Below are 12,860 nucleotides of genomic sequence, written 5' to 3'. Positions count from 1 at the left end.
GCACGCGTCACGCGGCCGGCGCCTTCGGCTTGTGGCCCGTGCAGATGTCGCTCTCGCGCCGCGCCGCGGCCGGCAGCCGCTCGGCAAGGAACTCCACCAATGCGCGCACGCCCGGCAGTTGTCCGCGCCGGCTCGGGTAGACGAAGTGCATCATGCCTTCCGGCGTGCTCCATTCCGGCAACAGCACCTCCAGTTCGCCGCGCGAGACCGCCGGGGCACAGACGAACTCGGGCAGCATGGCCACGCCCGCGCCGCGCTGGGCGGCCGACAAGAGCATGGCGAAGTCGCCGCAGACCAGTCGCGGCTGGATGTCCACCACCACCCGCTCCCCGGCTGCGTCGATCAGCTCCCAGCTCTGTGTGCCGTCGTGTTCCTGCATCGACAACGCCGGCAATGCGGACAGTTCCTGCGGCGTGGACGGACGACCGTGTTCGTCCAGCAATCGGGGACTTGCCACGGGCAGCACCCGGGAGTGGCCGAAGCTGCGTGCCACCAGGGTCGCATCGGTGTCCAGCCTGGTACGCACGCGGATGGCCACGTCGACCCCCTCGCTGATCACGTCCACCCGCCGGTTCGACGCCATCACACGCACCTGCACTTTCGGATACTGCAGCAGAAAGTCCGGCAGGACGTCCGCAAGCATGGTCTGGGTCAACGACACCGGGCAGCTCAGCCGCACCATGCCGCGCGGCTCGGCGCGCAGCTCATCCACGGCGTCCTGGGCCGCCTGCGCCTCTTCCAGCACGGCGCGGCAATGACCGTAGAACCGTTCGCCGACCTCGGTCACCACGAAGCGCCGCGTGGTCCGCTGCAGCAGGCGGACGCCCAGGCGCTCCTCCAGCTGCGCTATGCGTTTGCTCAGGCGCGACTTGGGAATGCCCAGCGCCCGTCCTGCAGCAGAGAAGCCCTTGTGCTCGACCACGGCAGCGAAGAAGTAGAGATCGTTGAGGTCCTGCAGAGTACCGGTCAATGGATACATCATTGTTTCCCTTTTAGGACTATACGTCCCGAAATACCCGTCTTATCCATTAATTGTTTCCAATCTATCGTTTCATCCAGCGCCGGAACGCCCGGCATTGGCATGAAAACGAGGATTCCCATGAACGTCCTGCATCTCGATACCAGCGCCCTCGGCGGACATTCCGTCTCGCGCCAGCTCACTGCTTCGATCGTCGCCCAGCTCCGCCGCGACGGTGTGGCCAGTACCGTTACCTATCGCGACCTTGCCGCCGAACCGCTGCCGCACTGGCAACCGCACGCCGACGCCAGCAGCGAGGCCGCCCAGAAGGACGAAGCCGTGCTGCAGCAGTTCCTGGCCGCCGACATCGTGGTGCTCGGCGCGCCGATGTACAACTTTTCCATTACCAGCACGCTGAAGGCGTGGCTGGACCGCATCATGGTGGCCGGCCGCACCTTCCGTTACGGCCCCAACGGCCCCGAGGGACTGGCCGGTGGCAAGCGCGTGGTGATCGCCTCGTCGCGTGGCGGGATTTACAGCCAGGGTCCGGCCGCGGCCATGGACTTCCAGGAAAACTACCTGCGCACCGCGCTGGGCTTCATCGGCATTACCGATCTGGAGTTTGTCCGCGCCGAGGGCGTAGCGATGGGCGACGAGGCCCGTCAGAAGGCGCTCGAGCAGGCCAACACGAGCATCGGCCAGCTGGTCCTCCGCAAGGCGGCCTGATCCCCCGCTGCGCATCCCCGTCGGCGCCGCGGACAAGGCGTCGCCGACGGCTGGCGGCCGGTATCCAGACGTGCCCGTCCCGGCGAATCGCCCGTACGTCGATGCCACCGGCACGAGCCCGATCCTCCAATCCCACCGCGCATTCCCCATGTCCCCGCACCGGTCGGCCGCCCGCTGACCGCTGCTGCCGGATCCGCCGCCGCTCCCGCGTGGACGCCCCGGACGCCTGGGCACCCCGTCCACGCGCCGTAGTGGCATGGCATCGCGATCCGCGCCCACCGTCCGCATCCCGCCCCCTTTCGCGATAACGGTACCGACGCTTCACGCCCGGGCTTCTTCCTTGCGGCCCGAGCCGTCGCGCCGTGCAGGCGCCAAACCGGGGGCAACCGCATGGGAACCGCTTGTCCCGAGCCCCCTGACGCCCGCAACCCTGCCGCGCCGTCCATCAACGCCTTGCTCGCTTCCGGATCGACCCGCCGGGACCTTTCCGGCCGGCCGAAGAACCGGGAATCCCACCCTGGCGCCGGACGCGAGAGGCCGAGCGAAACGGCTCCCGCTGGTGGAACGGCGCAAACACGAGGCTCCCGGCATAGGCCATCAGTCATGTTGTGAATTTCGATGCGATCTATTGACGGCTCGAAATGTGGTGTTATAGTTCACTACAACACCGGTCCACGAGATCACTAAAGGAGACTCGTCATGAAAGCACCGAACCTGCTCGCGCTGTCCGCCGCCGTCCTGATCACCGCCGCCAGCCTCGCCGCCGTCAACCACAGCATCACCGTGGTCCCGGTCGCCGAGATCAACGGCGTCAAGGTGATCGACCTGGCCCCCGTCAACGTCACCCCGTCGGCCGAGGAAATGCGTGCCGCCGCGCTGACCGCCGTCACCGAGGTAACCGGCCAGCCGGCTCCGGGCGGACTGGGCGTCCGCGCCGAAGCCGACCTGCCGCTGATCGGGGCGCCGATGGCCATGCCCTACTATTCGTTCGGCAAGAAGCTCGGCCGCATCAGCACCAAGGAATAACTTCATGACCATCACCTGGAACGACAGCGTCCCGATCTACCGCCAGCTGCGCGAACGCGTGGTGGCGATGATCCTGGACGGCGCCTTGAACGAGGGCGACCCGCTGCCGTCGGTACGCCAGGTGGCAGCGGATTTCCAGATCAATCCGCTGACCGTCTCCAAGGCCTATCAGGAGCTGGTCGACGATCAACTGGTTGAAAAAAGGAGGGGGTTGGGCATGTTCGTCAACGATGGAGCGCGTGAGGCACTGCTCAAGTCCGAGCGCGAGCGCTTCCTGCGCGAGGAGTGGCCGACCCTCTTTGCCCGGTTGCAGCGGCTCGGGCTCGACCTGAAAACCCTGTTGCGAGAGGCCGGCGACGGCACGGAGAAACCCGCATGAACGCCGTGATCACCGCGCGCGGCCTGCGCAAGCACTACAAGAACACGATCGCCCTGGACGACGCGAGCTTCACCATCGAGTCCGGTCGCATCGTGGGCCTGATCGGCCCGAACGGCGCCGGCAAGACCACCGCGCTGAAGGCCATCCTCGGGCTGACCCCGTTCGAAGGCGAACTGCACGTGCTCGGGCTGGACCCGCGCACCCAGCGCAACAAGCTGATGGAACAGGTCTGCTTCATCGCCGACGTGGCCGTGCTGCCGCGCTGGATGAAGGTGCACGACGCGATCGACTTCGTCGAGGCGATCCACCCGCGCTTCGACCGCGCCAAGTGCGAGGCCCTGCTCAAGCGCACCAAGCTCACCCCCAACCAGCGGGTGAAGCAGATGTCCAAGGGCATGATCGTGCAGCTGCACCTGGCCCTGGTGATGGCGATCGACGCCCGCCTGCTGGTGCTGGACGAGCCGACGCTCGGCCTGGACATCCTCTACCGCAAGGAGTTCTACCAGCGCCTGCTGGAGGACTACTTCGACGAGGACAAGACGATCATCGTCACCACCCACCAGGTGGAGGAGATCGAGCACATCCTCACCGACCTGATGTTCATCCGCGACGGCAAGATCGTGCTGGACACCGACATGGACGCCATGGGCGACCGCTTCGTCGAAGTGATGGTGAGCGCCGATCGCGCCGAAGCCGCACGCGCCCTGCGTCCGATCGACGAGCGCACCGTGTTCGGCAAGAGCATTTTCCTGTTCGACGGCGCCGACCGGGCCGTGCTGGAGGGCCTGGGCGAGACCCGCCGGCCGTCCGTCAGCGACCTGTTCGTCGCCACCATGAAGGGGACTTACCAATGAAAACCTTCCTCTGGCTCGTCAAGCGCGAGTTCTGGGAGCACCGCGGCGGCTTCCTGTGGGCGCCGGTGATCACCGGCGGCGTGTTCCTGCTGCTGAACCTGATGGGGATCATTGCCGCCGAGGTAATCGGCGCCCGCCACGGCATCAATTTCGGCGCCAGCGGTGAGCTGCGCAACGTGATGTCGCAGATGGACGCAGGCGACATGAGCAAGGTCGGCATCGCACTGGACGTCGCCATGTACTCCTCGATGGCGATCATCACCGTGGTACTGGGCTTCGTGGTGTTCTTCTACTGCCTGGGCGCCCTGTACGACGACCGTCGTGACCGCAGCATCCTGTTCTGGAAGTCGCTGCCGATCTCCGACACCAGCACGGTGCTGTCCAAGCTGGTCAGCGCCACCGTGCTGGCCCCGGTCATCGCGGTACTGGCTGGCATCGCCGCGGGCTTCGCCCAGTTGGTGATCGTGGCGATCACGCTGTCCTTCCACGGCGTCAACGTGTGGCAGCTGCTCACCCTGGCCCACCCGTTCCGGGTCATGGGCAACCTGCTCGGCTACATCCCGGTGTACGTGCTGTGGGCCCTGCCCTCCGCCGGCTGGCTGCTGCTGTGCTCGGCCTGGGCGCGGACCAAGCCCTTCCTCTGGGCGGTGGTGCTGCCGGTGGCTTCGGGCCTGCTGATCAGCTGGTTCGGCATCATGGGCCTGTTCAACCTGCCGACCAGTTGGTTCTGGAAGGAAATCGTGGTCCGCGGCCTGTTCAGCGTGTTCCCTGGCGGCAGCTTCACTGCCTACAACGGCAGCCCGCATGCGCTGACCATCAACGGCGAGAGCGGCCTGGACATCATGAACCTCAGCCGCAGCTGGGCGGCGATCGAAACGCCCAACCTGTGGATTGGTGTGGTGGTCGGTGCGGGCCTGATCGCCGGTGCCATCTGGTTCCGCCGCTGGCGCGACGACAGCTGAAGCAAGTTCTCCCCGTTGCGGCGGCCGCAAGGCCGCCGCGTTTTCTTTCCCGGCAAAGGATCTCCGGAGTACCCCATGAAACTCGTGCGACTCGTTCCACTGGCCCTGGCCGCGACACTGCTGATCGGCTGCGATGGACAGGGTGACCACTTCACCCTGGTTTCCGCCGGCAACACCAGTATCGAGAACGGCGCCATCCGCGTTGCCCACGACCGGGTCACCCTGCGTGCGGACGACGCACCCCGCGCCACCATCCGCGCCAACGGCGACTTCGCCGTGGACGGCAAGCCGGTCGATCTGACACCCGCGCAGCGCGCGTTGCTGGTGCAGTACTACGCAGACGCCTCCGCCGTGCGCGAGCACGGGCTGGCGACCGGCAAGGCCGGTGCGGCGATCGCCGGCGAGGCGCTCAAGGGTGCGGTGTCCAGCATCGCTGGCGGCGACGACAAGTCCGTCGAGGACCGCGTGCAGGCACAGGCCGACAAGGTCAAGCAGTCGGCCATGAAGATCTGCGACGACATGGCCGGCATCCGTGCCGTGCAGGGCCAGCTGGCCGACCAGCTACCGGCCTTCAAGCCCTACGGCAACCTCATCACCGCGGCCAGCGTGGACGAGTGCCGCAAGGACGACAACGACTGACCCACCCGCCGACCGCACGATTGCGGTCGCCGCTCCATCACGAACAGGGAGGCTTTCCATGAAACGCAATGCAGTCACCACCGGCCTGCTGGCCCTGGCGCTCACCCTGCCCCTCGCGGCGTGCGGCCACACCGACCAGACCGACTCCGCCGCCTCCAGTGCCTCCAGCGGCCTGGCCGACGCGGCGAAAGAGGTCCAGCAGAAGACCTCGCCCTCGTTCATCGCCGAACAGGTACAGAAGGGCATCGACCAGGCCAAGCGCGAGCTGGCCACGCAGGACATCGACATCAGCAATGTCCACGTCAACGTCGGCAACGATCATGACGACAACCGCGCCCCCAGCGATCGACCCAAGGCAGTGATCACCCCGCAGGGCGACCTGGTGATCGCCGGCAAGACCGTGTCGGCCACGCCGGAACAGCACACCATGCTGCTGGACTACCGCCAGCAGATCATCGGAGTCGCCGAGGCCGGCATGGACATCGGCGCCAGCGGCGCCGCCATCGGTACGCAGGCCGCCAAGGAAGCCATCTGGGGCGCACTGACCGGAAAGAGCGACAAGGACATCGAAGCGCGGATCAAGCCACAGACCGAGCAGATCAAGGCGGCCGCGCTCAAGCTGTGCGGACGCATGCCCGAGATGCTCGCCTCGCAACAGAAACTGGCCGCGTCGATGCCGGAGTTCCGCCCCTACGCCACCATGACGCAGAAGGACGTGGACGACTGCGGCAAGGATATCCACGACGACGACAGCGACAACGACTGACCGCACTGCCGCGGGAAGCCCCCTTCAGGGGAGCACGGACATTTCACGGAGAGAACCATGCGCCATATCGCGCTGAGCGCCGCATTCGCCCTGGCCGCAGCACTGGCCGCCCCCGCCCATGCCGGCTGGTACGTCAGCATGCACGGCACCGCCGAGAGCCTGACCTGGAAGGGAGCCAACGGCCAGGCCCTTGACCTGTCCTCGAAGGACGGCAACGGCGTCGTGGTTGCCACGATCGCACCTGACGGCCGCGATGGGCTGCACGAGGGCGATTGCATCACCGCCGTCGACGGCCACTCCGTCGCACACGTAAAGGATCTGGTGACCTACGCCAACGCGCACATGCAGGACCCGGTAAAGCTCACGCTCGAACGCAGGGGGCATGCCATGGATGTCGCGCTCGCCGCCGGGAAACTCGGTGCGCTGGTGCATCCGCACCCCTGGTCCGGTTCGCCGGGACACCATTGATGGCGTCGTCGTTTCCGCACACACCGGCCGCCGGCAAGCTCCTGCGAGGCACCTCACGTTGCCAACCAGGGTGTGATCTGCCCCCTTTTCCAACTATCGGAGATTCACCATGGATGGCACCCCAAGGCGGTCACTGGAGCACTGGCGCGCTCCCGTTCAACTGAAGCTTGCTGCGCTGTGGACCTCAGTGATGTTTTGTTACATCTACGGCGACTATTTCGGCCTGTTCGTGCCGGGTACGCTGAAGGCCATGTTCAATGGCCAGATGGGCTCGCTGGGCCCGACCACCCAGGGCGTGCTGTTCGGCACGGCGGCGCTGGTTACCTTTCCTGCGCTGATGGTGTTTCTGTCGCTCGCACTCAGGCCAGCGATCAATCGGCCGCTCAACATCCTGCTCGGACTGGCCTACACCGTCATCGTGATCCTCTTCATGCCCGGTGGGTGGGTGTTCTACGAGGCCATGGCGGTGGTCGAGATCGTCCTGCATTTGCTGGTGGTCTGGTATGCGTGGCGCTGGCCCCGCATCGCCGCGCATGGTTGAGTCCAGACGCTGCGCGCATCGCCGATTGTCGGCTCACCGACCGTGGATGCCCCCTTTGGTCAAGGCCACTGGGTCGAGCAGTTTCTTCAATTCGTCCTTCGACAGCCCGGTGGTCTCCAGCGCCACGTCCATGATCGGGCGCTTCTGCTTGTAGGCCTGCTTGGCCGTCGCGGCGCCCTTCTCGTAGCCGATCACCGGGTTCAGCGCAGTGACCAGGATCGGGTTCATCGCCAGCGCCTCGTCTACCCGCGCTTTATTCACCTTGAAACCATCGATGGCCTTGTCCGCCAGCAGGCGCGACACATTGGCCAGCAACCCGATCGACTGCAGCAGGTTGTAGGCGATCAGCGGCAGCATCACGTTGAGCTGGAAATTGCCGGACTGCCCGGCGATGGTGATGGTGGCGTCGTTGCCAATCACCTGCGCCGCCACCATGGCGGTCGCCTCCGGGATCACCGGGTTCACCTTTCCCGGCATGATCGACGAGCCGGGCTGCAGCGCCGGCAGCTCGATTTCGCCCAGGCCCGCCAGCGGACCGGAGTTCATCCAACGCAGGTCGTTGGCGATCTTCATCAGCGCCACCGCCAGCGTCTTCAGCGCGCCGGAGAGTTCCACCGCACCATCCTGCGCGGCCATGCCCTCGAAGTAGTTCGCCGCGGTCTCGAACTTCTGCCCACTGAGCCTCTTCAGCTCGCGCGCGAAGGTGGCGCCGAACTTCGGATCGGCATTGATGCCGGTGCCTACCGCCGTACCGCCCTGCGGCAGACGGCGCAGGCGCTTCAGCGCATCCTCGATGCGTTCCATCGCCGCGCCGATCTGCGCAGCCCAGCCGGACAGCTCCTGGCCGAAGGTCACCGGCATCGCGTCCATCAGGTGGGTGCGGCCGGTCTTGGCCACGTTCTTCAGCTCGCGTGCGCGGCGCTCGATGGTCTTCTTCAGATGCTTCAGGGCCGGCAGCAGCTCTTCGGCGGCCAGCAAGGTGGCGCTGACGTGGATCGCGGTGGGGATCACGTCGTTCGAGCTCTGCCCGTAGTTCACGTGGTCGTTCGGGTGCACCCTGGTGCCGGCCTTGCCGGCCAGGTGGGCGATCACCTCGTTGGCATTCATGTTGGTGCTGGTGCCCGAGCCGGTCTGGAACACGTCGATCGGGAACTGGTCGTCGAACTGGCCGTCGGCGACCGCCTGGGCGGCCTTGCGGATGGCCGCGGCCTGGCGCTTCTTCAGGTGCCCCAGCGCGAGGTTGGCTTCGGCCGCTGCCGCCTTGATCAGGCCGAGTGCCCGGATGAAGCCACGCGGCAGGGTCAACCCGGACACCGGGAAATTCTCGATCGCCCGCTGCGTCTGCGCGCCGTACAGCGCCTCGGCAGGCACCCGCAGCTCGCCCATGCTGTCGTGTTCGATGCGGAATCCGCTCATGGCAACACTCCCTGAAAAGACCGCTGCACTATAAGCGCCTGCCCGTAAGCACGGCGAAAACATCCCGCCGCACTACCCCGTAGGAGCCCGCTCGCGGGCGATGCCCTTGCTCCTGATGCTCATCGAGGCCACCGGCAAGGCACAGCCAAGCCAAGCCAAGCCAAAGAGCATCGCCCGCGAGCGGGCTCCTACAAGGGCAACAGCGCGCGAGCCGTCAGGGCGGGTCGCCATGTAAAATGGCGGTTTTCCCGTTGCCGGAACGCCCTCGATGTCCACCCACGCCCTCACCGCCCTGTCCCCGCTGGACGGCCGCTACGCCAGCAAGGCCGAATCGCTGCGTCCGATCTTCAGCGAATACGGCCTGATGCACCGGCGCGTGCAGGTGGAGATCGCCTGGCTGCTGGCGCTGGCCGCCGAGCCGGGCATCGCCGAGCTGCCAGCGTTCGCCGACGCCCAGGTCGCCACGCTCCAGGCCATCGCCGACCGCTTCGCGGTGGAGGACGGCTCACGCATCAAGGCCATCGAGGCCACCACCAACCACGACGTCAAGGCGGTGGAGTACTTCATCAAGGAACGCATGGACGCCGATCCGGCGCTGGCCAAGGCGAAGGAGTTCGTGCACTTCGCCTGCACCAGCGAGGACATCAACAACCTGTCCTACGCGCTGATGCTGCGTGACGCCCGCAGCCAGGTGCTGCTGCCGGCGTTCGACAAGATCATTGCCACCCTGCGCGGCCTGGCGCATACCCACGCTGCGCTGCCGATGCTCTCGCGCACCCACGGCCAGACCGCCTCGCCCACCACGCTCGGCAAGGAACTGGCCAACGTGGTCGCCCGCCTGGAGCGCCAGCGCAAGCAGCTGGCCGAGGTGGAGATCAGCGGCAAGATCAACGGTGCGGTGGGCAACTACAACGCCCACGCCATCACCTACCCCGAGCTGGACTGGCGCGCGTTCTCCCAGCGCTTCGTCGAGAGCCTGGGCCTGGACTACAACGCCTACACCACCCAGATCGAGCCGCACGACGGCGTGGCCGAGTACTGCGACGCGGTGCGCCGCGCCAACACCGTGCTGGTCGACCTGTCCCGCGACATCTGGGGCTATATCTCGCTGGGCTACTTCAAGCAGGCGCTGAAGGCCGGCGAGGTCGGCTCCTCGACCATGCCGCACAAGGTCAACCCGATCGACTTCGAGAACGCCGAAGGCAACTTCGGCCTGGCCAACGCGCTGCTCGGCCACTTCGCCGAGAAGCTGCCAATCAGCCGCTGGCAGCGCGACCTGACCGACTCCACCGTGCTGCGCGCGCTTGGCACCGCGTTCGGCCACACCCTGGTCGCACTGGAGTCGCTGGCCAAGGGCCTGGGCAAGCTGCAGGTGAACCCGGACCGCCTCGCCGCGGACCTGGACGCCAGCTGGGAAGTGCTCGCCGAAGCGGTACAGACCGTGATGCGCCGCTACGGCCTGCCCGAGCCCTACGAGCAGCTCAAGGCGCTGACCCGCGGCCAGGGCATCACCCGGGATTCCATGCGCCAGTTCATCGATGGCCTGGCCCTGCCCGCCGCCGACAAGCAGCGCCTGCTCGACCTCACCCCGGGCGGCTATATCGGCCTGGCCGAGGGGCTGGCCAAAGACATCTGACGGTCGCTGGTCCCCGCTGCCTGCAGAGCGCCCCGGCCATCCGCCGGGGCGTTCTGTTCTGGCCGGTCGCTCAACGCGGGCGAAACGGTCCCCAAGCCGGTGAGCGTACATCGCCGTCGGACAGCATAAGGCGCTGGCGGACGCTGCCATCGGCCGAGACGGAATACAGCACGCTGTGCGACCCGTCGTTGGAGGCATACAGCAGCATGCTGGCGTTCGGCGCAAAGCTGGGGGATTCCTCGTACGGCCCCGGTGACACGAAACGCACCTGATCGCCCAGGCTGCGGTCGAGGATGGCGATCCGGTACACGTTGTCGTTCCCCTGCACCATCGCCAGCAGCTTGCCGTCGTAGCTCACGTCACAGTCGTAATTGCTCTGGCCCTGGAAGGTCACGCGGGTCGGCGCGCCACCCGTCGCCGGGACCGAATAGATCTGCGGCTGACCGGAACGGTCGGAGGTGAAGTAGAGGCTCTTTCCATCCGGCGCCCACACCGGTTCGGTGTCGATCGCCAGGTTGTCGGTCAGGCGGGTTTCGCGATGCGTGGCCAGGTTCATCACGAAGATCTCGGGGTTCCCCGGGTAGGAAAGCGACATCGCCAGCCGCGTGCCGTCCGGTGACCACGCCGGCGCACCGTTGATTCCCTCTGCGCGGCCGGACACCAGAGTGCGCGCGCCAGTGGTGAGGTCCTGCACGTAGATCGCCGAATTCCCGCTCTCGAACGACACATAAGCCAGCTTGCTGCCGTCCGGCGACCACGCGGGCGAAAGCAGCGGCTCCTTCGCATGGCCCACGACCACCTGCGGATCGAAGCCATCGGAATCGGCCACGATCAGCGAGTACCTGCGGTGGTCACCCAAGCCGACGGCGGTGACATAGGCAATGCGTGTCCAGAACGCGCCACGCACGCCGGTGATCTTCTCGTAGATCGCATCGGCGATCTGGTGCGCCACACCGCGCAGCCCGGCCGCGGGAACCGTCGACGTGGACAGGGAGAGCAGGCACTGCCCCTTGTTCACGTCCCACAGCTCGTAGGCCACCTGCACCATGCCGTTGCCGGCATCCGTCACCCGGCCGACGACGATGTAGTCCTGCTTGAGCAGCCGCCAGGTGGCGAAATGGATATCCGCGCCCTGCGACGGCGTCTCGACGATCTCACTCCTGTCCAGCGAGCGAAACGTGCCCGACCGGTTGAAGTCGTTACGGATCACATCGGCAACGTCGGTCGGCAAGGGCGAACTGCCATCCACGGCAAACGGCACCACGGCAATCGGCATCGCCGTCCTGGTGCCTCCGACGATATCCACGTGCAACGACTGCGCGCCGACCGGGCCGACAAGGCACCCCAGCAGGATCAGGAGCACGATGGCGGCAAGATGGACCGGTTGCCGCGTGGATCGAATCCCGTTTGCCCGCAGAGACGGGAGGCGAATACCGAAAACCCGCACCCTTCGATGCGCCTTGGGATGACGACCGGCCTCCACCGCCCGAACACCTTCGGCGACATCGCGCCAGCGGGGCACGACCTCGATCGACCGGGTCGCGGGAAACAGTCCATGCATGAAGCGACGCGAGAAGGGGGCGTCCTGCATCGAAATACACCTCCGTGTGCCAGCAATACGATGACAATATCCGAGTCCAACCGCAGCGTGCCATTCGCAACAATCGCAACAACATGCGCAAACAATGCAAGCATTGCGGCGTGGGTTATCCGCCGTTCCGCGGACATCTTTCAGCAGGTACCGACCATGCCAACACGCCATGCCTCATGCAGCTGCGGTCAGCTCACCGCCGAAGTGAACGGTGATCCGGTGCGCATCTCGATCTGCCATTGCCTGGCCTGCCAGCGGCGCACGGGCGGCCCCTTCGCCGAGCAGGCGCGATTTCGGCGCGAGGACGTCAGCATCTCCGGCACATCCACCCGGTATGCGCGAACCGGAGACGAAGGGACGACCTGCATCTTCCACTTCTGCCCGGTGTGCGGCGACACCGTGTACTACGAACCCCAGGCCATGCCTGCCTTTGTCATCATCCCGGTCGGCGCCTTCGCCGATCCGCACTTTCCGCCACCGACGGTCTCGGTCTACGAATCACGCATGCATAGCTGGGTGGTGCCGCCAGAGGCAGCAGAACACTTTGCCTGAGCAGTAACCCGCCACGGCACGGCGAAGTACCCGGGGTAAGCTATTCGCGGTAGCCTCGCGGCAGGCTACTTCAGGGAAGACCCATGAATATGAAAGCACTCGGCGGGCTGTCCGCCATCGTCGGCGTCGTCATCGCCTCATTTTCCGGCTCGGCCATTGCACGGCACACCGGCCTGGGTGCCGAGGGCTGGCTCCTGGCGGCCTTTGCGCTGGGTATCGTGCTGCTCGGTCAAGGCTCTGTGCTCCGGCTGCAGGAGCAGGTTCAGGAGCTGCAGGCGCGACTGGCCAGAAGCGAAAACCACTAGACCGGCATTCAGCAGGCATCGAGGCTGGGTCCAGCGCTCCC

The 12,860-nt window shown here is 66.3% G+C and carries 15 protein-coding genes; 12 read left to right on the top strand and 3 right to left on the bottom strand.

The window, feature by feature from the left end:
* Positions 1-7 precede the first annotated feature (7 nt).
* Positions 8-979: a LysR substrate-binding domain-containing protein gene (locus ATSB10_RS03060; protein ID WP_063670378.1), complete on the bottom strand. Its 972-nt coding sequence runs from the start codon at positions 977-979 to the stop codon at positions 8-10.
* Positions 980-1,099: 120 nt separating this feature from the next.
* Between ATSB10_RS03060 and ATSB10_RS03055 the strand changes: the two genes are divergently transcribed.
* The 9 genes from ATSB10_RS03055 (at position 1,100) to ATSB10_RS03015 (ending at position 7,319) form a co-directional block, all read left to right on the top strand.
* Positions 1,100-1,684: an FMN-dependent NADH-azoreductase gene (locus ATSB10_RS03055; protein ID WP_063670377.1), complete on the top strand. Its 585-nt coding sequence runs from the start codon at positions 1,100-1,102 to the stop codon at positions 1,682-1,684.
* A gap of 699 nt (positions 1,685-2,383) precedes the next feature.
* A complete protein-coding gene (locus ATSB10_RS03050) occupies positions 2,384-2,710 on the top strand; it encodes a hypothetical protein (RefSeq protein ID WP_063670376.1) in 327 nt (108 codons plus the stop codon).
* Between the two features lie 4 nt (positions 2,711-2,714).
* Positions 2,715-3,089, top strand: coding sequence for a GntR family transcriptional regulator (locus tag ATSB10_RS03045; protein ID WP_017463180.1), 375 nt, complete (start codon positions 2,715-2,717; stop codon positions 3,087-3,089).
* Positions 3,086-3,943 carry an ABC transporter ATP-binding protein gene (locus tag ATSB10_RS03040; protein WP_063670375.1) on the top strand — a complete coding sequence of 286 codons (858 nt, stop codon included), beginning with the start codon at positions 3,086-3,088 and terminating at the stop codon, positions 3,941-3,943. The genes ATSB10_RS03045 and ATSB10_RS03040 overlap by 4 nt, the downstream gene beginning before the upstream one ends.
* Positions 3,940-4,905 (top strand): hypothetical protein, encoded by a 966-nt coding sequence (locus ATSB10_RS03035; RefSeq protein WP_063670374.1) that lies wholly within the window; start codon positions 3,940-3,942, stop codon positions 4,903-4,905. The genes ATSB10_RS03040 and ATSB10_RS03035 overlap by 4 nt, the downstream gene beginning before the upstream one ends.
* A gap of 75 nt (positions 4,906-4,980) precedes the next feature.
* Positions 4,981-5,544: a DUF2884 family protein gene (locus ATSB10_RS03030; protein ID WP_063670373.1), complete on the top strand. Its 564-nt coding sequence runs from the start codon at positions 4,981-4,983 to the stop codon at positions 5,542-5,544.
* Between the two features lie 58 nt (positions 5,545-5,602).
* On the top strand, positions 5,603-6,310 hold the full coding sequence (locus ATSB10_RS03025; RefSeq protein WP_063670372.1) for a YggN family protein: 708 nt from the start codon (positions 5,603-5,605) through the stop codon (positions 6,308-6,310).
* A 57-nt stretch (positions 6,311-6,367) separates the two neighbouring features.
* Positions 6,368-6,778: a PDZ domain-containing protein gene (locus tag ATSB10_RS03020; RefSeq protein WP_063670371.1), complete on the top strand. Its 411-nt coding sequence runs from the start codon at positions 6,368-6,370 to the stop codon at positions 6,776-6,778.
* Between the two features lie 109 nt (positions 6,779-6,887).
* Positions 6,888-7,319, top strand: coding sequence for a DUF6326 family protein (locus ATSB10_RS03015; RefSeq protein ID WP_063670370.1), 432 nt, complete (start codon positions 6,888-6,890; stop codon positions 7,317-7,319).
* Between the two features lie 33 nt (positions 7,320-7,352).
* Here ATSB10_RS03015 and ATSB10_RS03010 read toward each other — a convergent pair whose 3' ends face one another.
* The gene (locus ATSB10_RS03010) at positions 7,353-8,735 is read right to left on the bottom strand and encodes a class II fumarate hydratase (protein WP_063670369.1); all 1,383 of its coding nucleotides are present in this window, start codon (positions 8,733-8,735) and stop codon (positions 7,353-7,355) included.
* A gap of 268 nt (positions 8,736-9,003) precedes the next feature.
* On the opposite strand from ATSB10_RS03010, the gene purB reads away from it, so the two are divergent.
* A complete protein-coding gene (purB, locus tag ATSB10_RS03005) occupies positions 9,004-10,371 on the top strand; it encodes an adenylosuccinate lyase (RefSeq protein WP_063670368.1) in 1,368 nt (455 codons plus the stop codon).
* 70 nt (positions 10,372-10,441) lie between these two features.
* On the opposite strand, the gene tolB is transcribed toward purB, so the two are convergent.
* Positions 10,442-11,962 carry a Tol-Pal system beta propeller repeat protein TolB gene (tolB, locus tag ATSB10_RS03000; RefSeq protein WP_236886479.1) on the bottom strand — a complete coding sequence of 507 codons (1,521 nt, stop codon included), beginning with the start codon at positions 11,960-11,962 and terminating at the stop codon, positions 10,442-10,444.
* 219 nt (positions 11,963-12,181) lie between these two features.
* Between tolB and ATSB10_RS02995 the strand changes: the two genes are divergently transcribed.
* Both ATSB10_RS02995 and ATSB10_RS02990 read left to right on the top strand, forming a co-directional pair.
* The gene (locus ATSB10_RS02995) at positions 12,182-12,514 is read left to right on the top strand and encodes a GFA family protein (protein WP_335645878.1); all 333 of its coding nucleotides are present in this window, start codon (positions 12,182-12,184) and stop codon (positions 12,512-12,514) included.
* 83 nt (positions 12,515-12,597) lie between these two features.
* Positions 12,598-12,819: a hypothetical protein gene (locus ATSB10_RS02990; protein WP_063670366.1), complete on the top strand. Its 222-nt coding sequence runs from the start codon at positions 12,598-12,600 to the stop codon at positions 12,817-12,819.
* The last annotated feature ends 41 nt before the right edge of the window (positions 12,820-12,860 follow it).

Origin of the sequence: Dyella thiooxydans (assembly GCF_001641285.1) — a bacterium.
Taxonomy (GTDB): domain Bacteria; phylum Pseudomonadota; class Gammaproteobacteria; order Xanthomonadales; family Rhodanobacteraceae; genus Dyella_A; species Dyella_A thiooxydans.
This window is presented reverse-complemented; position numbering and strand designations above follow the sequence as displayed.

What these genes read in the sequence shown, in the direction of transcription:
- purB (WP_063670368.1), top strand. Translation starts at nt 9,004, where the DNA reads ATGTCCACCCACGCCCTCACCGCCCTGTCCCCGCTGGACGGCCGCTAC.
- ATSB10_RS03045 (WP_017463180.1), top strand. Translation starts at nt 2,715, where the DNA reads ATGACCATCACCTGGAACGACAGCGTCCCGATCTACCGCCAGCTGCGC.
- ATSB10_RS03035 (WP_063670374.1), top strand. Translation starts at nt 3,940, where the DNA reads ATGAAAACCTTCCTCTGGCTCGTCAAGCGCGAGTTCTGGGAGCACCGC.
- ATSB10_RS03010 (WP_063670369.1), bottom strand. Translation starts at nt 8,735, where the DNA reads ATGAGCGGATTCCGCATCGAACACGACAGCATGGGCGAGCTGCGGGTG.
- ATSB10_RS03055 (WP_063670377.1), top strand. Translation starts at nt 1,100, where the DNA reads ATGAACGTCCTGCATCTCGATACCAGCGCCCTCGGCGGACATTCCGTC.
- tolB (WP_236886479.1), bottom strand. Translation starts at nt 11,962, where the DNA reads ATGCAGGACGCCCCCTTCTCGCGTCGCTTCATGCATGGACTGTTTCCC.
- ATSB10_RS03015 (WP_063670370.1), top strand. Translation starts at nt 6,888, where the DNA reads ATGGATGGCACCCCAAGGCGGTCACTGGAGCACTGGCGCGCTCCCGTT.
- ATSB10_RS03050 (WP_063670376.1), top strand. Translation starts at nt 2,384, where the DNA reads ATGAAAGCACCGAACCTGCTCGCGCTGTCCGCCGCCGTCCTGATCACC.
- ATSB10_RS03060 (WP_063670378.1), bottom strand. Translation starts at nt 979, where the DNA reads ATGTATCCATTGACCGGTACTCTGCAGGACCTCAACGATCTCTACTTC.
- ATSB10_RS03020 (WP_063670371.1), top strand. Translation starts at nt 6,368, where the DNA reads ATGCGCCATATCGCGCTGAGCGCCGCATTCGCCCTGGCCGCAGCACTG.
- ATSB10_RS03030 (WP_063670373.1), top strand. Translation starts at nt 4,981, where the DNA reads ATGAAACTCGTGCGACTCGTTCCACTGGCCCTGGCCGCGACACTGCTG.
- ATSB10_RS02990 (WP_063670366.1), top strand. Translation starts at nt 12,598, where the DNA reads ATGAATATGAAAGCACTCGGCGGGCTGTCCGCCATCGTCGGCGTCGTC.
- ATSB10_RS03040 (WP_063670375.1), top strand. Translation starts at nt 3,086, where the DNA reads ATGAACGCCGTGATCACCGCGCGCGGCCTGCGCAAGCACTACAAGAAC.
- ATSB10_RS03025 (WP_063670372.1), top strand. Translation starts at nt 5,603, where the DNA reads ATGAAACGCAATGCAGTCACCACCGGCCTGCTGGCCCTGGCGCTCACC.